The sequence below is a fragment of the Hyunsoonleella aquatilis genome, from assembly GCF_014270105.1.
Lineage (GTDB): Bacteria > Bacteroidota > Bacteroidia > Flavobacteriales > Flavobacteriaceae > Jejuia > Jejuia aquatilis.
The window spans coordinates 555,251-577,319 of record NZ_JACNMF010000002.1 but is presented as its reverse complement, the minus strand read 5'-3'; the positions used below and the strand labels follow the sequence as shown (position 1 = coordinate 577,319).

Sequence of the window (22,069 nt, the reverse complement as noted above, 5' to 3'; positions counted from 1 at the left end):
TGTTGTCATTGCGAGGAGGTACGACGTGGCAATCTACCAGATTACTTCGTCCTTCGTCCTCGTAATGACGTTAAATTGTTTTATTCTTTTAATACTAATTCTTCTTTATCTCCAAAATTGTCATAGCTGGATGTAATGACCTTATCGCCCGGTTGAAGTCCATCGAGCACCTCATAATACTCGGTGTTTTTCGTACCCAGTTGAATATCTACTTTATAGGCCAATGAGCCATCGTCATTTAGTTTAAATACCCAATTACCACCCGTTCTTTGAAAAAATCCACCTTTCGGAATTAAAACCGCTTGCTTTTCATCACTTAAAGCTAATCTAATTTGAAGAGATTGCCCTCTTCGGATGCCCTCAACTTTTTCATCAAACACCATATCTACCTGAAATCTACCATCAGTCACTTGGGTAAATACTTTTTTAATGGTGAGTTTGTGTTCTTGTCCGTTAAACGAAAACACACCTTGTTGCCCCGTGTAAATTCTAGAAATATAATGTTCGTCTACATCGGCCCTTACTTTAAAACCGCTTAAAACATCAATTTGCCCCAAGCGCTGTCCTTGATTTTTAGATTCTCCAATCTCAGCATCAAGGGAAGTTAACTGACCGTCAACGGGGGCTCTAACCACCAAATCACCTACTTTTTTGCGCATCAACTGTAAAGCGCTTTGGGTGCGCTCTAAGGAATTTCTTTTTTGAAGGGCTTCCTGCTTCACCGAAATAGAATCTTGCTTTATAACCTCACGAGCCAATTTCATACGCTGTTTTTGATAATTAAAATTGTTTTCAGATTGAATAAACTCTTGTTTTCCAATGGCCTTTTCTTCATAAAGCGTTTTATTGAGGTGATAAATCCTATCGGCTTCAACCAAGGCATTTTCAATATCGGTCATTCGGTTCAGTCTGTTAATTGTGTTCTGGCTGGCCGCATTTTGCGATATCTGCATTTGCGTTAATAAATTATACACCGAGGTTTCCTGATTTACCAGTCTCAACTCTAAATCTGTATTAGAAAGACGCAAAATAGGCTCGCCCTGTTTCATAATGGCACCGTCTTCAACAAAAATTTCGTCTACACGTCCACCCTCAAGCGCATCTAAGTAAATTGTAGTTATAGGTAATACAGTACCAGAAACAGGAATGTTTTCCTGAAAAACACCTTCCTGAATTTCACTAACGGTAATACGCTCTAAATCTACATTCAACTTAGATTTACCGCCCGTTGAAGCCATCACAAAAATGATTAAAGTGATAAATAGCAATACGCCAACTGCCAATTGAATTTTCTTCTTGCTAAATCGTTTTTTCTCTAAAGGAATATCCATCTATACTTTATTTTACACTGAATATTTAGGTATTATCGTGCCAAATTTCAATGTGCTAAAAATCAATTGATTACGTTTTTAGGCGATTCATATGTGTTCGAAAATGATACACTTGCGTTCGGTAGTAACACACATTTTAACCCACTCTTTTTTTGTAGTTCAATTATTTTTCAAGCGCTCATTATTATCGTAATATTGTAGTAATGCTGTTAAAAAATGCGAACATATTAGTTGTAGATGACGATGCCGATGTGCTAACTGCCATGCGATTATTGCTTAAATCGAAAGCAAAAGAAGTAGTAGTTGAGAAGAACCCCGTTAATATTGTGTCCTTAATCCAAAAGAACAAATTTGATATTATCATTCTTGATATGAATTTTAATGGACTAATAAACACTGGGAATGAAGGTATTTATTGGCTTAATAAAATAAGGAGTATTAATAAGGAAGCATCGGTAATTCTTATTACGGCTTATGGCGATTTAGATTTGGCCATTAGGTCTTTAAAAGAAGGTGCTTCGGATTTTATCGTAAAGCCTTGGAAAAATGATAAACTCATAGAAGCCATTGGCGAAATTTTGGATAAGAAAAAGTCGTCAAAAAAATCTAAAAAGGACATCGCACTTCGCAGTAAAACCGAAATTTTAGGGGAAAGCAAGGTGATGGAGGATGTCTTTTTTAAGATTAAAAAAATAGCGCCCACCGATGCTAATATTTTGATTTTAGGCGAAAACGGAACTGGTAAAGACCTAATAGCCAAAGCCATTCATGAAAATTCACTGCGAAAAAACAAACCCTTTGTAAAAGTTGATATTGGTGCTTTGACCGAATCGCTATTTGAAAGTGAACTTTTTGGATATAAAAAAGGGGCCTTTACCGATGCTAGGGAAGATAGAAAAGGCCGATTTGAAACTGCTAACGGTGGCACGCTTTTTTTAGATGAAATAGGCAACATCAATTTACAACAGCAAGCACGATTGTTAACGGTAATTCAAAATAGGCAGGTAACACCTTTAGGCTCTAACAAAGCAATTCCAATTGATATCAGGTTGATTTGTGCTACCAATGTTGGTATTGATTTTTTAGCCGACGAAGCTAACTTCAGAAAAGATTTAATCTACCGCATCAACACGGTTGAAATCGTTATGCCTCCTTTAAGACATCGTGGTAAGGATGTGGTGTTATTGGCAAAACATTTTGTAGAACTTTATGCCGAAAAGTATTTAAAATCGAGTTTTCAATTAGATACTAGTTTTATTGAAAAGTTGAAAAGTTATCACTTTCCGGGCAATGTGCGCGAACTACAATATGCCTTAGAGAGAGCGGTTATTATGGCCGAAGGCTCAACACTCTATGCCGAGGACCTTGTGTTTTCGCCTATTGAAAAGCAAGAAAACAAAATAGAAGCAGGCGATTTAAAACTAGAAACCATAGAGAAAAATGCCATTTTAAAAGTCCTTGAAAAGAATAATGGCAACATATCGCATTCAGCGAAAGAGTTAGGCATTACCCGAACGGCCTTGTACAGAAGACTCAATAAGTATGGCTTATAAAAAATACAAATTAGCGCTTGCAATAAGAGTTCTTGTTTTATTATTGTCGCTCATTGGTTTCGCGTTTTTTATAGGTTTATTGGATTCAGAAACCTTAGTCTCCTACAGGGCACTAATAGCTGGTGTTTTATTGATTATCGCGGTTTTTAGTTTTGTAAACCTTTACAGATTTGTTTTTAAGCGGTTTCAGGAAATGGACGAGTTTTTTGAATCGGTAAAGTACAGGGATTTTTCACGTTGGTTCAACGAAACATCTTCTAGAGAAGATATTCAAGAACTCCATAAAGGTTTCAACGAAGTCAATAAAACGGTACTGGAAATCAACAAAGAAAAAGAGGCACAACATCTTTACCTTCAAAAAATATTGGAGATGGTAGAAACGGGCATTATAGCTTACAATGTCAAGTCGGGCGATGTTTTGTGGGTGAATGAAGCGTTTAAAAAATTGATTAACATTCCTTCATTAAAAAATATAGGATTTGTAAAAAACCGGAATGCCACGCTTTATGAAGCCATCTTTTCAAAAAAATATTCCGATAGCGAAAATATTACGGTGTCCATAGCTAATGAAAACACCAATTTGCTTATTTCAAATTCGATTTTTGAAATAGAATCCAATACTTTTAAACTTATAGCATTACAAAATATTGATGATACTTTAAATAAAAATGAATCTGAAGCTTGGAAAAAGTTGTTGAGTGTGATGACACATGAAATCATGAATTCCATTGCACCCATTTCCTCATTAGCCGAAACATTACAATCTAAAGTAGAACTATCCCAACAAGACCCAGATGAACACCCCCTTGATATAGAAGATTTAGATGTGGGTATAGAAAGCATCAAAAAACGCAGTGAAGGCTTATTAAAATTTGCTAAAACCTACCGAAGTTTAAATAAAATTACCAAATTAAACTTAAGTAAAATAAAAGTTGACAGTCTTTTCGGAAATATAAAAACCCTGATGGAGCCTTCTCTAGAAGGAAAAAATATCGCACTTCTATTTGAGAATGAAAACACATCCTTGGAGATAGAAATAGACACTTATTTAATAGAACAAGTGCTTATTAATCTGATATTAAATGCTGTTGAAGCTTGTAAAGAAGTTGAAAATCCAAGCATTAGTATTAAAGCACTTAAAAATATTGAAGGTCAGGTAGTTTTAAAAATAATAGACAACGGAAAGGGTATTCCCGAAGAGATTATGGAAAGTATTTTTGTTCCATTTTTTACTACTAAAAAAACAGGTAGTGGGATAGGGCTGAGCTTATGTAAGCAAATTATACTCCTTCATAAGGGGAAACTTTTAGTTAAAAGTAAAGAAGGAGAAGGCACTGTGGTCAGTTTGGTGTTTTTGAATATTTGATTTTAATCATATTCAAATGATGATGCCAACCCGATAGGTTTAAATATTTTCAGTGTTAACAAGGGATTCAAGGGAAATAAAAAAGGGACAAATCAAAAAAAAATCTGATTTGTCCCGTGAAGTACTCAAGGTGGGAATCGAACCCACACTCCCGAAGGAACTGGATTTTGAATCCAGCGCGTCTACCAATTCCGCCACTTGAGCATTTAACTTGATAGTCTGTGTTTATCTCTAATCTTTCTGAGCTGTTCTTTTCCAACTCCAGATTTCCAATATTTTTCTCTTTTTCGAGCTTCACTTCTTGAACCATCTACAGATTCTTCGAAGATCAATTCGAATGGGCGATAAGCTCTAGTCGTTCTTTCTCTTCCCATATTATGCCTAAGAACTCGATCATCCACATTTTTTGTCAACCCCACATAAATATAGTTCTTTTCAACGCTGGCAATTGCATAAATATAAAACATAATTTTAAGAACATATCTTGCTAAGCGCGCCTGCCTGTCGGCAGACAGGTCTACCAATTCCGCCACTTGAGCATTTGTGCGTCTACCTCCCGATAGCTATCGGGATTGCCACTTGAGCGATTTTGGACTGCAAAAATAATTTTTTTTCTGGAATTACAATCAAAAAATACTAAGCAATATGGGTTTCAGGTTAAAATAAATGTATAAATTTGCACCTCGTTAAAAATTAAGGTGGCTTAAGCACTGCCTAAACAACACGTTAACCATGGCCGTTGTAAATACAGAAGCAAAGATTTTTGCTTGTACTCAAAGTAGGGAATTGGGTGAAAAAATTGCCAAAGCATTTGGAGAACCTTTGGGCAATGTAATTACCTCTACCTACAGTGATGGGGAATTCCAACCATCTTATGAGGAATCCATCCGGGGGACAAGAATTTTCATCATTGGGTCAACACATCCTGAGCCAAGGAATTTAATGGAAATGTTGTTGATGGTCGATGCAGCCAAACGAGCTTCTGCAAGACATATTACTGCGGTAATGCCTTATTTCGGTTGGGCAAGACAGGATAGAAAAGACAAACCAAGGGTGCCGATTGCGGCAAAATTAGTAGCCAAAATGTTGGAGGCTGCCGGTGCTACGAGAATTATAACGATGGATTTGCATGCTGATCAAATTCAAGGGTTTTTTGAAAAGCCCGTAGATCATTTATATGCCTCTATTATATTTTTGCCCTATTTGAAAAGTTTAAATCTGCCGAATTTAACGGTAGCATCTCCGGATATGGGTGGATCGAAAAGGGCTTATGCCTATTCAAAAGCATTGGAGAGCGATGTGGTAATCTGCTACAAACAACGCGCAAAGGCCAATGTGATTTCGCATATGGAATTAATTGGTGATGTAAAGGGTAAGAATGTTGTTTTGGTAGATGACATGGTAGACACTGCGGGTACATTAACCAAAGCTGCTGATTTAATGATGGAAAGAGGAGCGCTCAGTGTTAGAGCCATTTGTACGCATCCTGTATTGTCAGGAACTGCCTATGAAAGATTGGCCGAATCTAAATTGGAGGAATTAATCGTAACAGATTCCATTCCGTTAACCCAAAAAAGCGATAAAATTAGAGTATTGAGCTGTGCGGATTTATTTGCTGAAGTGATGGACAAAGTACACCATAACCGATCTATCAGCTCTAAGTTTGTAATGTAAATTCTAAATTTTTAAGAAAGAATAGTAATAATTAATATATAACAATGAAATCAATTACAATCAACGGATCTCAAAGAGAAAGCGTGGGCAAAAAAGCAACAAAAGCCTTACGTAATGCTGGTCAGGTTCCTTGCGTATTATACGGGGGAGACAAGCCAGTGCATTTCTCTGCACCAGAATTGGCTTTCTCAAAACTTGTATACACGCCTAATGCGCATACAGTTGTGATTGAGCTTGACAACGGGCAGACTTTAAATGCAGTATTACAGGACATTCAATTCCACCCTGTATCGGATAGAATTCTTCACGTAGATTTCTATCAATTGTTCGAGGACAAGGAAATTGCTTTGGATATCCCTGTTAACCTTGTAGGTAATTCAAGAGGGGTTAAAAATGGAGGTGTTTTAAGACGAAACAACAGAAAGCTTCGGATTAAAGCGTTACCTGCAAACCTCCCAGATTTTATCGAAATAGACATTACGCCAATGAAAATAGGTGATAAAGTGTATGTTGGTGATTTGGCTAGCGAAAAGTACCGTTTCCTTCATACGGATAATACAGTGGTTTGTCAAATCAAAACCGCAAGAACAGCGATTCTTGATGACGAAGACGAAGAAGAACTTGAAGGCGAAGAAGGCGCAGAAGCTGCCGCAGAAGGTGGAGCTGAAACTCCAGCTTCAGAAGCACCTGCCGAAGCGTAACAAGAATAAACTTATCTTAACCGATAACCATAAAGCACCTTTGTTTCGAGGGTGCTTTTTTATTGGAAAAAATCGTTTTAAACGGGTTCAGTTTTAAATTAAAAAATATATCTTTGCACGCGAAAACTAAACGAGGCTTTTTTCAATTAAGTCGCATAATATTAAATACATAAGTAATGTCTAAAGTTACAGGTAAAGTTGCCCAAATTGTAGGACCGGTTATTGACGTAGAGTTTGCAGCAGGTTCAGAACTTCCAAAAATTTACGATTCATTAGAAATTAAAAGACCTGATGGTGCCACTTTGGTATTGGAGGTACAGTCTCACGTTGGTGAGGATACCGTACGTACTATTGCGATGGATTCTTCGGATGGTTTAAGTAGAGGGACAGAGGTAGTTGCTACGGGAGCGCCTATTCAAATGCCAATTGGAGAAGATGTTTACGGACGATTATTTAATGTAATTGGTGATGCTATTGATGGTTTGGGAGATTTGCCAAAAGCTGGAAAATCTGGTTTGCCTATCCACCGTCAAGCGCCAAAGTTTGAAGATTTATCAACTTCTACTGAAGTTTTATTTACAGGTATTAAAGTAATCGATTTGATTGAGCCGTATGCTAAAGGTGGTAAAATTGGATTGTTTGGTGGTGCCGGTGTAGGTAAAACGGTATTGATTCAGGAGTTGATTAACAATATTGCAAAAGGTCACGGTGGTTTATCGGTATTTGCCGGTGTAGGTGAAAGAACGCGTGAAGGAAATGACCTTTTAAGAGAGATGTTGGAATCTGGAATTATCCGTTACGGTGAAGATTTTATGCACTCTATGGAAGAAGGCGGATGGGATTTGACCAAGGTTGATAAAAAAGTTATGAAAGATTCTAAGGCAACTTTCGTTTTCGGACAGATGAATGAGCCTCCAGGAGCTCGTGCTCGTGTGGCACTTTCTGGATTGACGATAGCAGAGTATTTCCGTGATGGAGCTGGAGACGGACAAGGAAAGGATGTACTGTTCTTCGTAGATAACATTTTCCGTTTTACACAGGCGGGTTCTGAGGTGTCTGCACTTTTAGGACGTATGCCTTCTGCGGTAGGTTACCAACCAACTTTGGCAACTGAGATGGGTGCGATGCAAGAGCGTATTACCTCAACTAAAAAAGGATCTATTACATCTGTACAAGCGGTTTACGTACCTGCGGATGACTTAACTGACCCTGCGCCTGCAACAACCTTTGCCCACTTAGATGCAACAACAGTATTATCTCGTAAAATTGCTGAGCTTGGTATTTATCCTGCGGTGGATCCATTGGATTCTACTTCAAGAATTTTAACTGCTGATATTTTAGGAGCAGATCACTATAACTGTGCGCAGCGTGTAAAAGAGTTATTGCAACGTTATAAAGAATTACAAGATATTATCGCCATCCTTGGTATGGAGGAATTATCAGAAGACGATAAATTAGCGGTAGGTAGAGCACGTCGTGTACAACGTTTCTTGTCTCAACCATTCCACGTGGCAGAGCAGTTTACTGGTATCCCCGGGGTATTGGTAGATATTAAGGAAACCATCAAAGGATTTAACATGATTATGGACGGTGAATTGGATCACCTTCCTGAAGCAGCTTTCAACTTGAAGGGTACCATTGAGGATGCCATTGAAGCTGGTGAGAAAATGTTAGCAGAAGCTTAAAACTAGTAAGCAGTTTACAGTGGCAGTCAGCAGTTTTGCTACTGAATACTGAATACTGAATACTGAATACTGAAAAACTATGTATTTAGAAATTGTATCACCTGAAGCCACGCTTTTTAGCGGAGAAGTAGACTCTGTTTCTGTACCTGGCGTTAATGGTGAATTTGAAATGCTAAAGGATCACGCACCAATTGTTTCCTTATTGAAAGAGGGCAATGTAAAAATTGCTGGAAACATCACTTTGGATGAAGAGGTAGAAGCAAAATTCAAGAAATCCGATAGAGGATTTTGGTTGCCGATAAATTCAGGTACGATTGAGATGAAGGACAATAGAGTGATTGTTCTGGCAGATTAATAAAAACTAACTTCAATAGAAAAAACCCCGAAACAATGTGTTTCGGGGTTTTTCATTTCAACTAACTAAATAAACTAAATGAAAAGATTAATAGAAGATTACTAGTAGGTTTATCGCAATGACGGCAATAACCAAAACCGCCAAACCAATTGCGAAGGATCGGTCCAAGATAGTATTCGTCGTTTTCATGATGATGGGTAAGGGTTCTTCTAAGATATGAATAGAAACTCTGTGCTGTTACCGCACAGAGCTTCAGGTAATTCTCTCTCAAAAGAATTGATTAATAGCTACTGTAAATTTAGGGTGTATTCAGCTAAAAAAAAATACGCACTTATACGTATTTTCAAGGGAAACGATAGGCTTTAAAATGCAAAAGCCCCAGACCGTTACAGCCTAGAGCTTTTTAATAATTCTCCCTAAGAACTAATTAATAGCATGGTAAAATTACATTCTAGATTCAATAAAAACAATACGTATATCTACGTATTTTTATAGGAAAGGCTTGTTAAGGTTGGCCCAAACGGACAGGGAAGTCGGTTTATTATCCAAATTTAGTTTGGCCACTATATTGCTACGGTGTTTGTCTACCGTTCTCGGTGAAATGTTAAGATCACCTGCAATTTCCAAAGAGGTTTTATTTTCGGCAATGAGCTTAACTATTTTTAGTTCGGATTTGGTGAGAAGCTCAAGTTCTTTTGGTTTTTTTGATGGATTGCTGTGGTTCAAGTAGGTTGCTATTTCCTCACTGAAATAGGGTTGATTGTTTTCCACGTGGGCGATGCAGGTTTCAATTTCCTCAATAGCAAAATCTTTCAGAATATAACCGTACACCCCATGCTCCAGTGCTTTATCATATAATTCCTCTTCTTTATCAAAAGTAATCAGCACGACTTTAGTGGGCAGTTCATTTTTTTTCACCTCTTCGGCAATTTCTAAACCCGTTTTATAAGGCATTCTAATATCCAGAATAGCAATTTTGGGTTTGAGCTTAACAATAAGGTTGTAGGCTGTTTTACCATCTGTAGCACTGCCCAAAATATTGTAGCCTTTGGACGTTAAGAAATCGGTCAGACCTCTTAGCATTAGCGGATGGTCATCAGCTATCACTATAGATGTATGCATTAAACTTAGGGAGTTTACGTGGCTATTAACTACTTCAAAAGCCCCTTACAGACTTACAATTTTAAATATAGATATTTTTTTTCATAATCGATGACGGCTTTCCCTTTTTTTAGAATATCAGCACCGATAATGCCGTCCACGGGTTTTGAATTGTGATTGACCAAAGCTGTATTTACATGAACCAAGTTGAACAGCACCAAAACCACTTTATCGTGGTTCCACTTACCAATCTTCACCTTGTTTTTTCTGGACATTTTTGTTTCCATATCTGTTGCTCCCGCACCGGCGGCCAAAATAGAAGAATCCTTTACCTTCAATTTAAATGTGTCTATCCCTTCAAATCCAACGCAGGAACTGGATGCTCCGGTGTCTAAAATAAAGTTCCCTTTTATGCCATTTATAGTCGCTTTAATTTCAAAATGATTCGTTTTAGTGAGCTTCAACTTGATTTTAGTATAACCTTTTTCAAGAAGAAATCCCTGTAGCGTTTTTTCCATGAGAGCGATTGTATTTCAAAAGCAAAAGTACTATAATCGAAATAAATAGGGTTCCTGCAATGATATAATAAAGGGTGAACGGCTTTCCGGGCTTTACGAGGTCACCATAATATACAAAAGCACCCCAGTAGTATGGAGATTTTTTAACATTCCCAATAGTTTCATCTTCTAAATAGTCCAACTTCGATTGGCGATTGGAAAAATGAGGCGATTGGGTATTGCCATAATGATGGTAAAAGAATGACATTATTTCTGAAGTGGATAAATCATTGATTTGCCACAGTGAAAACAGTACATTTTTTGCTCCAGCATATTGAAATCCACGGGCAATACTCATTGCCCCCTCACCTTTACGAAGTGTTCCAATGCCAGTTTCGCAGGCACTTAAAACTACCAATTGGGGATTTAAATCCAAACTGTAAAGTTCGTTAAGGGATAGGTTTTTATCATAAAAATCAATTGTGGCAGGGACAGCGCTAGCATGCGTGGATAAATGCAAAACCCCATGATGTTTGGCATTTATAATAAAATTACTTTTTGAAGCTTCTTGGCGCATTAAAAGTTTTGGATGCATTTCATTTTTAATAGCCTCCGCTTCGTTTATGGAGTAGGTGAGTGTTCTGTCTGTGTTTTCAAAAACTGGAAATATGCCGAGAAGAGAGGTGTTTTCAGTTGGAATGCTTTCAGAAATATAAAAGAATGCGCTGGAGTTATATACAATGTTTTGATTTTTTACAACAAAGGGCATTTTAGAAAACGATGTGGTTTGGGTTTCTTCGGAAAGAAGTGTTTCAAACGGTACAAAATTCAATAGCCCATCTGGAATGAGGATGATAGTTTTAGAATTTGAAACAGCATCAAACTTCAATGATTTAAACAGTTCAAACGCGTATTCCGAAAACTTTTGAATGTCGCTGTTTATTGCTTTGGGGCTATCAAAAAGGTGAACAAACCCCGTGATACTCTCTTTCGTTTTAACATTGAGTTCGATTCTATTCATTTGAATTTGATGGGGTGTGACCACAAATTGGTAGATGTTATACTTTCCATAAAAATAGGTCATCAAGACCGTATTATCTTTGGACAATTTTTCTTGAATGGCTTCTATTGAAAGCCCTTTGTAGTCCTCATCAAGGTGTTTTGAAATGGCTTCATTCAGCCGTTTCAGTTCTATGCTGATTTCTGATAGTCCTCTGTTTAATTCGTGTATTTTAGATGCTCTATTTTCCCCTAATTGTTCTTGTATCAATTGGCTTGTCATGCGCTCTTGCTCTTTCAAAAGCTCATATTCTTCAATCAATAAAGTATCGTTTGGATGCTTTTGCAATCGTGATTTTTTATGAAATATGTCTTTTAAAGTGGATGCCCGACTATCTTCTGAATATTGAAATGCCCTTAAAATATAGGACTTGTCCTCGGCGTTCATATAAGCCTGATACAGCAAATCGATACATTTTTCACTACGGATTTTATGGTCCGTTTGGTTTATGATTTTGGTGTCTTGCGACGTCCATCCGTCGCGCAACAGATTCCAAACATGAAAGCTTAAGTCGTAAAAATTTAAAGATGAAGTGATTTCCGTATGGATTTCAGCATACAAATCAAAAATTTCGATAAAGGTGTTTTCAGCATATAAACCCTGCTTTTTGGGAAGTGTATTTCCATTAAAATTGGGCAGTAGCAATTGTAATGCTCCATCTAAACTTTCAATAACTTTTGTGTTTTGTTCCAAAAGCATATAGAGTTTTGCTTCCTGCACCAAAAGTTTTGCTAATTGCCGTTTAGGTAGACTTTCATGTGAAAATTGTTTGGACTTCAACTTTTGAAATAAGCTTAAAGCTGAGACATAATCTTTATTTTGTAAGGCAATGGCATAACTTTCCTTGTCATCAAAGGGAATGGAAATGTCTTCATAGCCCGATGCAATTTGGCTATCAACCCTAATTGTAATGAGTTTTTGCTTTTGAGCCTTACTGATTTCTGGATGTTCGGTATAATCCGAAGTCAAATTAAGGACGATATCATGCTTCCCAATCGTTTGGTAGAGTTTAGCAAGATTGATAATGCCACTTATTTGGTGAGAACTATTATTGTTTTTTTCCGCTATAAAAATGTATTGTTTAATCGTGCTTTCCGCATTGGTAAAATCCCCTGTTTTGGTGTAAAGGTTACCTAAGGGTTTCAAACAGCTTTCAATAATATCAAAATCAGAAAGCTCGGAAAGGTCATTCGCATTAAAGCGTTTAAGGGCGTCTTCATAAGTAGTGATAGCTTCTTTTAATCGTGAATTTTGGTTCAGATAATATCCTTTATGGCATTGCAAAAACACTAAGGCCAATTGCTCGTCTTTGGTATTTACAAGAGTCTTAAATTGTGATTCTTTCTTACTTAGAAGTTGAAGCGATCCGTTATTTGGATTTGCAATAAAAGTTTCAGTTGCCACATAAATTTGCTCCTCAAGATTTTGGGAAAAACTTATGGAGCTTAAAAGTAAAAGAGAAAGAAATAAACGCGTTTTAACTTCCTGCAAGGTTTTGAAAACCTTGTAGGTATTACCTATTCCACAAGACAGACCTACAAGGTTTTCAAAACCTTGCAGGTCAAAGCCAAGTTCTAAATATCGATTATTCATTCGAGTGAGTTGCCAAATGAAGCTTAGCTTCAAAACTTCCAAATCGCATAAAACTGCCAGTAGTTAAAAACGTTTTCCAAATCATAAACGTAACGGGCGCCAACGCTCGGGCCAATTCGCGCAAAGCCCAAAGTAGCATCTAAAACAACACTATTTCGAAGATTGTTAAACGAATCGCTCGAGCTATTGGTTTCATTAAAGCTTTCAACTACAGGAAGTGGTTCCGACCCTGGCTCTTGCACGCCCTCTAGGTTTTCCACCAAAATAGTATTTGTGGTTTTATTGCTAACAGTTAAAGTACCCTGAATACCGGCTCCGACACCTATATAATTATTGACATTGTATCGTAATAATAGCGGGATATCCCAATCAATATTTTCAAAAGAACTGTTGGTGGTTCGCCGTTGCGTAAACCTAAAACCTTGGGGGCCATCTACGATACGCTCGCTAACAATGGGTGCGCTGTTCTCATAATTGTGAAAATTGTTCATTAACTCTATTTGCCAATACCAGCGGTAGGATTTATAGGGTGATAGCGTAGCTCCAATAAAATAGTTTTCGGAGTTTTTTAAATCTGAAAACGAATTGTAACCTGCTTTAACACCTACCGAAAGCCCAGGCATAAATCGGGTGGTGGAATAATTGGTGATAATCGGTTCGTTTTTATCAAAAATGATGGCCGTCCGGCTTTTGGTGCTTTTCTTATGGAAATCCTTAGCAAATTTGATGTTATATTTTACAAAACCTTTTGTTGAATCGTATTCCTTTACATTTTTCTGCTCGCTTCCCGGGAGGTAAATATTCTTAAAGGTGAAAATCGCTTGTGTATCCGTAAATGTAGTGTCCAAACAACTGTAGTCCACTTCATATTTTGGGCAAATATCACATTTGGGGTACATATCGGTCACTGTTATAGTGGACTTGTCTAGCATTTCAGGGATATCCGTTTCCAATCGAATGGTACGAGCCGGCCCCTCGCCATTATTCTGGAATTTGATTTTGTATTTCAAAGTTTTGAAGCGCACAAATCGATAATTCATTAAAGTGGCATTTGAAGACATTTTGTTGGGGTCGTGCGAAGTCACGATTTCCATTTCCATGTCCTTCACTTTGTGATTATCATAATTGGAATCGGGTACATAAACCCCTCTAACGGAAATAATCGCACTGGTATCCCGAATCATTTCGGGGGTAGTTTCCAAACTGAAAAAAACATTACGTTCTTCGTTAGGTGTCATATTATCAAATTCCAAAACGCTCCAATCCTTATAATATGCCTTGGCTTCTGTAAGTGTTAAAGGCAAATTTGTTTTTTCCGTTGAATCCTGAGCCACCGCACGCATATTTAGAATGGAAACATCGTTGGATGCCAAAAGCGTATTGTTCAGATTGGTTTTACCCGTATAGGCAAAGGTGGAAGCAGGGATTTCTTTTTCATCATAATATGTCCTTACGTCCTTCAACATAAAATTGTCTGCTTTAAACTTATGCTCATTATAAAACAGATAGAGCTTGCCTTTTGTGGTGTAATCTTTTGTGTTTTTGTAACGTATCACCGTAACAATTTCCTGTAAAGGCACAGGCTCCCGATTCCGAATCAAATCAAAATCTGTATCCATGGAAGCCGTTTCATCTGAAGTCGAGGACACCGAATTCACGCTTATTTTTTTAGGACGGGATGTTGGCGGTTTTCCAGTATCATAATTGTTGGTGGCCCAAAGTCTCACCTCATATTCACCTTTCTTTTTATAAACGTGTTTTGGATTTTTTTCTTTACTGAAAGAACCATCGCCTAATTCCCAAAAGAAGGAATAAAACGCCTTCGGCGCCCCGGCAATCTGATTTAAAGCGGGTGTTTCAGGAGTCAAAAACACGTGATTTCCGTTTACCTCCGTTTTAATAGTGGCGGTGCGCGTCACGGTATCCCTCTCAATGATTCTCTGCGAGAATACCGAAAAAGGAATGAAGAAAACAAACATAAGTAGCTGTCGATAAAACATAACGAAATGGGTTTATTACGTGCTCTAATATACAAAAGAGATAACTTTTGATTTTCAAAATGATATAGAAATGGCTTCAGCCCGATAGAATAATCAAGATATTAGCCATAAGAATAGCTATGACCAATACTACCAAAATCGTGATGTAAACTCGCTTTTTCATTTCTAAACCGTTTTCACCCTTATATCAAAATGCATCTCATTTTGTTACCCCACACCTGAATAATGAATGGCTTTCTCGAAATAGTATTTAGAGTTTTAATGGCCTTAACTCCTCTTTCTTCCAATTTTCTAATGGAAAATTGGAATTCATTCTCCTCTTTCCATCCCGATAGCTATCGGGAGAGGAGAGCGAGAGTGAAGATTTTTTTAGAGTAAACTCGATTTTAAGATGTAAATTGGATTCATTTTTCGGCTTCTCCCTTTTATATAGGGAGGAAGATTTTGTGCTGAAAATTTTCGGTGCAAAATCAGGAGGATTGCTTAGGGTTAAATTGAAAAGCCAGAAACTGGGGATGTTTCTGGCTTCAAGAGTAGGTTAACCGCTAGGGAAACCATAACTAAGTAGTCCTTTTATTAAGGTAAGTTGTTTATAATTACAGTTAATTGTGCTTCAGTGGCGATGGCCATTTCACCTTCAGTAATCGTGATCACCCCATTTTCAGCAATGGTTACGGCTTTGATGGCGTATTTCCAGTTGTCTCCTTCTTCCGTAGCAAAAATGATATGACATTCCAATCCAATTGGGATTTGTCCGTAGTGCTCACTAAACATGCCCGTGTTGCTATCGTAAGTATCCAAATTTGCTAATCCAGTATCTTCGCCATCATAAGAAATAAACACTGAGCTATTCGTGTTGTCATAACCATCTGGAACATCCACCAAAATGATCGTTTTCGGTCTTGGGTCGTTGTAAAAACGGTCCACGTTAGACCATCCAAACTGTTGGAAAAAACCGTAATACTGCTCGCCCTCGGCAAATACACCACCTTGTCCGGTATTTTCTTCTTCCTCGTCCCATGCCAAGTTACCATTGGCATCAATGATACCTTCCCAAAGGGTCATAGCATTGTCCGGGCCACCTGTTAAATCCGCGGGAATGGACATCTGAAATCCGCAAGTCGTTTCCAAAACCTCACCATTTTGAGTGGCATTTACATAAAATTCCCCACCGGAAATTAAAAGGGCTTTGTCTCCATTGGGTAAAGTTCCCATCGTAGGTTTGTTGGTCACCAACATGTTGCCTTTGTCAAAAAGCTCTACAAATTCAAGCTTTACCTCACCAGTTACTGAATTGCCGTTAAGCGTTAAACAGTTCGCATTAATGTAGATTTCCACACCTTTATCAGACGTAAGGTTAATGTTTCCGTCGTCTGCATTAAACGTAAAGTTTTGCGTTAGGTTTTCAAGTGCAGTGTCTTTTAATTCGTTAAAATCTTCTGCTGACGGACGAAAAATAATGTCGTTATCGTCGCTAGTTTCACAACTTGTAAAAAGTAAAGTTGCCAATACAAATGTTCCTAAAATTGTTTTCAAATTCTTCATGATAATTGGGTTTTTAATTGTTATTCAAGTTTAAATCAACAGGGCAACATTTTTGTTACCCTGTTTTTATTGAAAATTTCAAATTTTAGTGTTGAGGTTGACTGATAATCATTTTAGAGACAATTGTATCACCAGAAGCAACCAATGCAATCATTTTGTGTGCATAATCTTCAGAGGAAGCATAACCTTTGGCTTTTCCAGTGGCTGTTTCCACTTCCCAGAAATAGTTTCTTTTAGCGTCCACTTCAGATTTCAATACAAAGAAACTTTTGATTTCAGTTCCAATAATTACTTCTCCCGAACTTGATAATGCAATCATTCTTTTGGCTTGTTCCAAGCACAATGAAGTTCCGGAGTAAGTGCCTTTGGTCGTTTCCACTTTCCACTCAAAAACTTGAGCAATGGCATCTTTTGTAATTTCTACAACTTCGTTTGAAGCGTTAAGGGTCGTTTCATTCGTAGCATTTAAGTTCAACATGGATAACACTACAGTTCCGATAATTAAAATTGATTTTTTCATGATTTCTAATGTTATAGATTAATTAATTTTTGTTCGTCATTTTTGACTGTTACACCCTTATATCAACCCCCTTTAAAAATTGTTACCCTTTTTTTTTAATTTTTTTATTTGGGCGTTCCCCACTCCCGATAGCTATCGGGAGGGTCGGGCTTTCACTACTCAATCTTTTTTAAGCGTCTTTGCGAGGGAGGAACGACCGTGGCAATCTCCTAAATTTCGTTTCTTCACAAACATGAGTCCTCACAACTTTAAAAAAGGATTTCAAACATGCCGTTCAATCCCTAACGCGGGCAAGTCCACAACATTTAGGCAAAATCGAGGTTAAAAGAAATTCTTTATTTTAGGGGCAAATACAAAAACGGGCATGGCCGAAAAGAAAATTCACGAAGACCAAAAGTATATCGACGGATTACTGAAAAACAATTCCTTTGTCATTCAATCTATATATGACCAATTCGTGCCCAAAGTGGTGAATTACATCAAACAGAACAGTGGAAGCGCTGATGAAGCTCAGGACGTCGTCCAGGAGACATTAATTACCATATATAATCAAGCCAGCCAAAAAGGATTGCAATTAACCTGTCCATTCGACGCCTATTTTTTCCTGCTCTGCAAACGAAAATGGCTCAATGTTTTAAAAAAATCTTCCAATAAAGAGGTAACAATTAATGAGGAAGTGTTATCTAAAGGTGACGAGGCCCAAGAACTGGCTTTTGAAACGTCCGTTTTCGGTGAAAAACAAGCACTGTTTACGGAAATGTTTAACCAGCTCGGAACCGCGTGCAAGGATTTGCTTAAAGCTACTTTTAAAATAAAATCTATGGAAGAAGTAGCCAAGAGTTTGGGTGTAACCTACGCCTACGCCCGCAAAAAGAAATCCCTCTGCATCGGGAAATTGACAGAACTGGTTCAAGGGTCGCCAAAGTTTAACCAACTTAAATTGTAATTGTTATGGAAGATCAAAATTACATACTGTTTGAAGCCTACCTTTCCGAGGAACTTTCCACGAAAGAACAAGCCGATTTTGAATCCAGATTGGAAACCGACCCCGAATTTCAAGAAGCCTTTGAAACCTACAAGGAACTGTCTTCATTTTTAGAGCACAGATTTGGAAACGAAGAAGCTTCCGAAGCCTTTCAAAAAAACTTGGATAAAATTTCAAAAACCCATTTTGAAAAAACGGAAACCCAAACCAAATCGGGTTCCTCAAAAACCTATGTTTTAATGAAATACTTGGTGGCCGCCTCCGTAGCCATAGTGTTTGGGCTTTTCACATTTAATCAGCTTTCCACACCAAGTTATACGGACTATGATGATTATGGTACGATTAGTTTGACCGTCAGAGGTGATAATGATGCGCTTTTAAAAACCGCTGAGGAGGCATTTAACGTTGGAAATTTTGAAAAAGCAAACGAGACATTTAGCGAATTACTCGGAAACGATGCTTCAAATATAGAACTGCAATTGTATAAAGGTATTTCATTATTGGAATTGAATCGATTTGATGAAGCTGATAGTCTATTTGGAAAGCTTTCAGCAGGTGCCTCAGCCTATAAAAATAAAGCCACTTGGTATTTGGCACTAAGCAAACTAAAACAAGAGGACCATGATGCCTGTTTGCAAATTTTAAAAACCATCCCCGAAGATGCCGATGACTACAAGCAAGCACAAAAATTAATTAAGAAATTGGATTAAATCCTAACCCCGACCTGCAAGGTTTTGCCAACCTTGTAGGTCTTTTTGATATTTAGACCTCACAGATTATATGGTGGCTGAGGGAAGTCCAAGCCAAAACCTGTGAGGTCTAATTTTATCCATGAAAATCCGTGCAATCCGTGTTAAACATCCTATTTTTGCTTAATGATTATCACCGACACTCACACCCACTTATACAGCGAAGCCTTTGACGAAGACCGTCACGAAATGATAAATCGTGCCATGGATAAAGGCGTGAAACGTTTTTTCATTCCTGCCATCGATTCCACATACACCAAAGCCATGTTGCAATTGGAAAAAGATTTTCCAGATCATGTGTTTTTGATGATGGGACTGCATCCCACTCACGTTAAAGAAAATTTTATGGAAGAGCTAAAACATGTGGAAGAAATGCTGGCGCAAAGACAGTTTTACGCCGTGGGCGAAATCGGTATCGATTTGTATTGGGACAAATCCACTTTGGGGATGCAAATTGAGGCCTTCAAACATCAAATTCGCTTGGCGAAACAATACCGATTACCGATAGTACTTCACAGCCGTGAATCCTTTGATGAAATTTTTGAAGTTTTGGAAAGTGAAAAAGACGACCAACTTTTCGGGATTTTCCATTGCTTCACTGGGACTTTTGAGCAAGCACATCAGGCATTATCCTATAACATGAAATTGGGCATCGGTGGGGTTTCCACTTTTAAAAATGGGAAGATTGATAAATTCCTCAATCAAATCGATTTAAAGCATATCGTTTTGGAAACCGATGCGCCGTACTTATCACCTGTACCTTATAGAGGTAAGCGCAACGAAAGTGCCTACATTATTAATGTATTGGGAAAACTATCTGAAATTTATGGGGTTTCTAAAGAAGAAATTGCCGAAATTACTACTCAAAATTCGAAAGACGTTTTTAAAATATGAGTAGTTCAAAGCCAAATATATTATTGATTTATACTGGGGGTACTATCGGAATGGTGAAGGATGCTAAAACGGGAAGTCTTCATGCTTTCAATTTTAAAAATTTGTTGAAGCGTATTCCCGAACTGCAATTGTTGGATTGCCATATTGAAACGGTGTCTTTTGAAAACCCCATCGATTCCAGTAATATGAATCCCGATTATTGGGTAAAAATTGCAGAAATTATTGAATCCAGTTATGAGAATTGTGACGGATTTGTTGTCCTCCACGGAAGCGACACAATGAGCTATACCGCCTCGGCATTGAGCTTCATGCTGGAAAATTTGTCAAAACCTGTGGTGTTTACAGGTTCTCAATTGCCCATCGGCGATTTAAGGACAGATGCCAAAGAAAACTTGATTACCTCTATTCAAATCGCCTCATTACAGGATAAAGGCAAGCCGGTTATCAAAGAGGTATGCCTTTATTTTGAATATAAATTATATCGAGGCAATCGCACTACCAAAATGAACGCAGAGCATTTTCAGGCCTTTAACTCTCCTAATTATCCCTGTTTGGTGGAATCGGGTGTTCATTTAAAAATCAATAAAAAATATCTGTTCAGAACAAAAGACAATCAGCCCCTTCAAATCCACAAAAATTTGGACAACAATATTGCACTTGTAAAATTATTCCCTGGAATTAGGGAAGCCTATTTAAAGAGTGTTTTGAAAACTTCAAATTTGAAAGGACTGATTTTGGAAACCTACGGCTCAGGAAATGCCACTACGGAACAATGGTTTATAAATGTATTGAAAGAAGCCGTTTCAAAAAGCATACATATAATTAATGTGACGCAATGTATCGGCGGAGGCGTTAACATGGGGCAATACGAAACGAGTAGTCAACTGAAAAAAATCGGAGTGATTTCCGGAGGAGATATGACTACGGAATCCGCAGTTACCAAATTGATGTATCTGTTGGGAAAAAACCTTTCTGGCAAAACCCTCAAAATCAAGTTTGAAGCCTCTCTGGCAGGGGAAGTTTCCTAAAAATAATACCCAAAGTTTTAGGGTTTAAAATATTTTTTGTTATTTGGGCAACCCTAAAGTATTGTTGGGATAAAGAGAGGTGGCCGAGTGGTCGAAGGCGCACGCCTGGAAAGTGTGTATACGCCAAAAGCGTATCGAGGGTTCGAATCCCTTCCTCTCTGCATTTTTATTTATGCTTTAGTTGTATTTTTTTTATATCTTTAACACTTTAACTAATAACATTAAGATTTAGAACATGAAAAGATTATTTTCTATCCTAGCCATAACTGGAATGATGGTATTTGGAACAGCAAATGCAACCACAAATGCAACAAGTTCTGTTGCTACAACTGTTGTAACTATTCAAGAAGAAGCTGAAGCAGCAGCTGGTGAAGACCTTGGGTTTCATCAAGAATTAAAGAAGCGTTTCATTGAAGGTGGCGCCGATTTTATGGGAATTGTATTATTGTGTTTAATTCTTGGTTTAGCAATTGCCATAGAAAGAATTATCTTTTTAAATCTTTCAACGACCAACTCCAAAAAATTAGTTCAAAGCGTAGAAGACGCCTTGGCATCCGGCGGTGTTGAAGCTGCTAAAGAGGTTTGTAGAAATACAAAAGGACCTATCGCTTCTATTTACTATCAAGGTTTGGATAGAGTGGATGAAGGTCTGGACGCTGCAGAAAAAGCTGTAGTGGCTTACGGAGGTGTTCAAATGGGGCAATTAGAGAAGAATGTGTCTTGGATTTCATTGTTTATCGCATTGGCGCCAATGCTTGGTTTCATGGGTACGGTAATTGGTATGATTCAAGCATTCGATAAAATTGAAGCCGCTGGGGATATGAACCCGTCACTTGTAGCAGGAGGTATTAAAGTAGCACTTTTAACAACGGTTTTCGGTTTGATTGTTGCAATTATCCTTCAGATATTCTACAACTATATTATTGCTAAGATCGATAGCATCGTAAACGATATGGAAGATGCTTCCATCACGTTAATGGACTTGTTGATCAGACACAAAAAGTAATAATTAAAAACATAAACTATTATGCATAAAATATTTAAAATATTGGCCTATGTGCTTGCTGTTATTGCCATTATTCTTACGGCAATGATTGCTAGTGGCAATGAAGGACAAGTAGGAAGCATATTATTTGTGGCCTACATAGTCTTGGCTATAGTTTTGGCGGCAGTTGTAATTTTTACATTGGTAAATACTTTTGCAAATCCGGCTAATTTGAAGAGAACGCTTATCAATCTTGGGGCTTTCCTTTTGTTGGCGGTTATTTGTTATGCAATGGCTACTGGGACAGAAACCGATTTAAAAGATGGTGGAACGCTTTCCGCGGGAGCTTCAAAAATGGTGGGAGCTGGATTATATCTATTCTATTTCCTTATCATTATAGCCGCTGGGACTATGTTGTTCTCAGGAATTAAAAAAATGATTAAATAA

At 37.7% G+C, this 22,069-nt stretch carries 20 protein-coding genes and 2 tRNA genes; 13 read left to right on the top strand and 9 right to left on the bottom strand.

All coding sequences use genetic code 11. The features are described from left to right. Positions 1–80 precede the first annotated feature (80 nt). Positions 81–1,331 (bottom strand): efflux RND transporter periplasmic adaptor subunit, encoded by a 1,251-nt coding sequence (locus H7U19_RS07995; RefSeq protein WP_186561071.1) that lies wholly within the window; start codon positions 1,329–1,331, stop codon positions 81–83. A gap of 203 nt (positions 1,332–1,534) precedes the next feature. Between H7U19_RS07995 and H7U19_RS07990 the strand changes: the two genes are divergently transcribed. Both H7U19_RS07990 and H7U19_RS07985 read left to right on the top strand, forming a co-directional pair. Further along, positions 1,535–2,884, top strand: coding sequence for a sigma-54-dependent transcriptional regulator (locus H7U19_RS07990; protein ID WP_186561069.1), 1,350 nt, complete (start codon positions 1,535–1,537; stop codon positions 2,882–2,884). After that, positions 2,874–4,250, top strand: coding sequence for a sensor histidine kinase (locus H7U19_RS07985; RefSeq protein WP_186561068.1), 1,377 nt, complete (start codon positions 2,874–2,876; stop codon positions 4,248–4,250). The genes H7U19_RS07990 and H7U19_RS07985 overlap by 11 nt, the downstream gene beginning before the upstream one ends. A gap of 122 nt (positions 4,251–4,372) precedes the next feature. On the opposite strand, the gene H7U19_RS07980 is transcribed toward H7U19_RS07985, so the two are convergent. Beyond that, a tRNA-Leu gene (locus tag H7U19_RS07980) sits at positions 4,373–4,454 on the bottom strand. A gap of 2 nt (positions 4,455–4,456) precedes the next feature. Continuing rightward, entirely contained in the window at positions 4,457–4,783 is a 327-nt protein-coding gene (locus H7U19_RS07975; protein ID WP_343069083.1) for a GIY-YIG nuclease family protein, read from the bottom strand. A gap of 199 nt (positions 4,784–4,982) precedes the next feature. Here H7U19_RS07975 and H7U19_RS07970 point away from each other — a divergent pair, with 199 nt between their 5' ends. From H7U19_RS07970 to H7U19_RS07955, 4 genes are all read left to right on the top strand, one after another. After that, the gene (locus H7U19_RS07970; RefSeq protein WP_186561066.1) at positions 4,983–5,924 is read left to right on the top strand and encodes a ribose-phosphate pyrophosphokinase; all 942 of its coding nucleotides are present in this window, start codon (positions 4,983–4,985) and stop codon (positions 5,922–5,924) included. Positions 5,925–5,968: 44 nt separating this feature from the next. Further along, on the top strand, positions 5,969–6,625 hold the full coding sequence (locus tag H7U19_RS07965; protein WP_186561064.1) for a 50S ribosomal protein L25/general stress protein Ctc: 657 nt from the start codon (positions 5,969–5,971) through the stop codon (positions 6,623–6,625). 176 nt (positions 6,626–6,801) lie between these two features. After that, positions 6,802–8,310, top strand: coding sequence for a F0F1 ATP synthase subunit beta (gene atpD, locus H7U19_RS07960; protein ID WP_186561062.1), 1,509 nt, complete (start codon positions 6,802–6,804; stop codon positions 8,308–8,310). A 79-nt stretch (positions 8,311–8,389) separates the two neighbouring features. After that, positions 8,390–8,665 (top strand): F0F1 ATP synthase subunit delta/epsilon, encoded by a 276-nt coding sequence (locus tag H7U19_RS07955; protein ID WP_186561061.1) that lies wholly within the window; start codon positions 8,390–8,392, stop codon positions 8,663–8,665. 489 nt (positions 8,666–9,154) lie between these two features. Here the strand turns inward: H7U19_RS07955 and H7U19_RS07950 are convergent, their stop codons facing one another. From H7U19_RS07950 to H7U19_RS07925, 6 genes are all read right to left on the bottom strand, one after another. Then, on the bottom strand, positions 9,155–9,787 hold the full coding sequence (locus tag H7U19_RS07950; RefSeq protein ID WP_186561059.1) for a response regulator: 633 nt from the start codon (positions 9,785–9,787) through the stop codon (positions 9,155–9,157). Between the two features lie 53 nt (positions 9,788–9,840). Beyond that, the gene (locus H7U19_RS07945; RefSeq protein WP_186561057.1) at positions 9,841–10,284 is read right to left on the bottom strand and encodes a retropepsin-like aspartic protease family protein; all 444 of its coding nucleotides are present in this window, start codon (positions 10,282–10,284) and stop codon (positions 9,841–9,843) included. After that, positions 10,253–12,916: a CHAT domain-containing protein gene (locus tag H7U19_RS07940; protein ID WP_186561055.1), complete on the bottom strand. Its 2,664-nt coding sequence runs from the start codon at positions 12,914–12,916 to the stop codon at positions 10,253–10,255. The genes H7U19_RS07945 and H7U19_RS07940 overlap by 32 nt, the downstream gene beginning before the upstream one ends. A gap of 29 nt (positions 12,917–12,945) precedes the next feature. Continuing rightward, positions 12,946–14,895 carry a DUF7849 domain-containing protein gene (locus tag H7U19_RS07935; protein WP_246454693.1) on the bottom strand — a complete coding sequence of 650 codons (1,950 nt, stop codon included), beginning with the start codon at positions 14,893–14,895 and terminating at the stop codon, positions 12,946–12,948. Positions 14,896–15,492: 597 nt separating this feature from the next. Beyond that, positions 15,493–16,461 carry a hypothetical protein gene (locus H7U19_RS07930; RefSeq protein ID WP_186561051.1) on the bottom strand — a complete coding sequence of 323 codons (969 nt, stop codon included), beginning with the start codon at positions 16,459–16,461 and terminating at the stop codon, positions 15,493–15,495. Between the two features lie 85 nt (positions 16,462–16,546). Then, complete coding sequence (locus H7U19_RS07925) at positions 16,547–16,981, bottom strand: hypothetical protein (protein WP_186561049.1); 435 nt, start codon at positions 16,979–16,981, stop codon at positions 16,547–16,549. 364 nt (positions 16,982–17,345) lie between these two features. Here H7U19_RS07925 and H7U19_RS07920 point away from each other — a divergent pair, with 364 nt between their 5' ends. From H7U19_RS07920 to H7U19_RS07890, 7 genes are all read left to right on the top strand, one after another. Further along, positions 17,346–17,927, top strand: coding sequence for an RNA polymerase sigma factor (locus H7U19_RS07920; protein WP_186561047.1), 582 nt, complete (start codon positions 17,346–17,348; stop codon positions 17,925–17,927). A gap of 5 nt (positions 17,928–17,932) precedes the next feature. Further along, positions 17,933–18,676: a tetratricopeptide repeat protein gene (locus H7U19_RS07915; protein ID WP_186561046.1), complete on the top strand. Its 744-nt coding sequence runs from the start codon at positions 17,933–17,935 to the stop codon at positions 18,674–18,676. Between the two features lie 165 nt (positions 18,677–18,841). Next, positions 18,842–19,609: a TatD family hydrolase gene (locus H7U19_RS07910; RefSeq protein ID WP_186561044.1), complete on the top strand. Its 768-nt coding sequence runs from the start codon at positions 18,842–18,844 to the stop codon at positions 19,607–19,609. Further along, a complete protein-coding gene (locus H7U19_RS07905; protein ID WP_186561042.1) occupies positions 19,606–20,637 on the top strand; it encodes an asparaginase in 1,032 nt (343 codons plus the stop codon). The genes H7U19_RS07910 and H7U19_RS07905 overlap by 4 nt, the downstream gene beginning before the upstream one ends. A gap of 73 nt (positions 20,638–20,710) precedes the next feature. Beyond that, positions 20,711–20,798: transfer RNA gene (locus H7U19_RS07900), tRNA-Ser, on the top strand. 74 nt (positions 20,799–20,872) lie between these two features. After that, a complete protein-coding gene (locus H7U19_RS07895; protein ID WP_186561039.1) occupies positions 20,873–21,643 on the top strand; it encodes a MotA/TolQ/ExbB proton channel family protein in 771 nt (256 codons plus the stop codon). A 21-nt stretch (positions 21,644–21,664) separates the two neighbouring features. Beyond that, positions 21,665–22,069 carry a hypothetical protein gene (locus H7U19_RS07890; protein WP_186561037.1) on the top strand — a complete coding sequence of 135 codons (405 nt, stop codon included), beginning with the start codon at positions 21,665–21,667 and terminating at the stop codon, positions 22,067–22,069.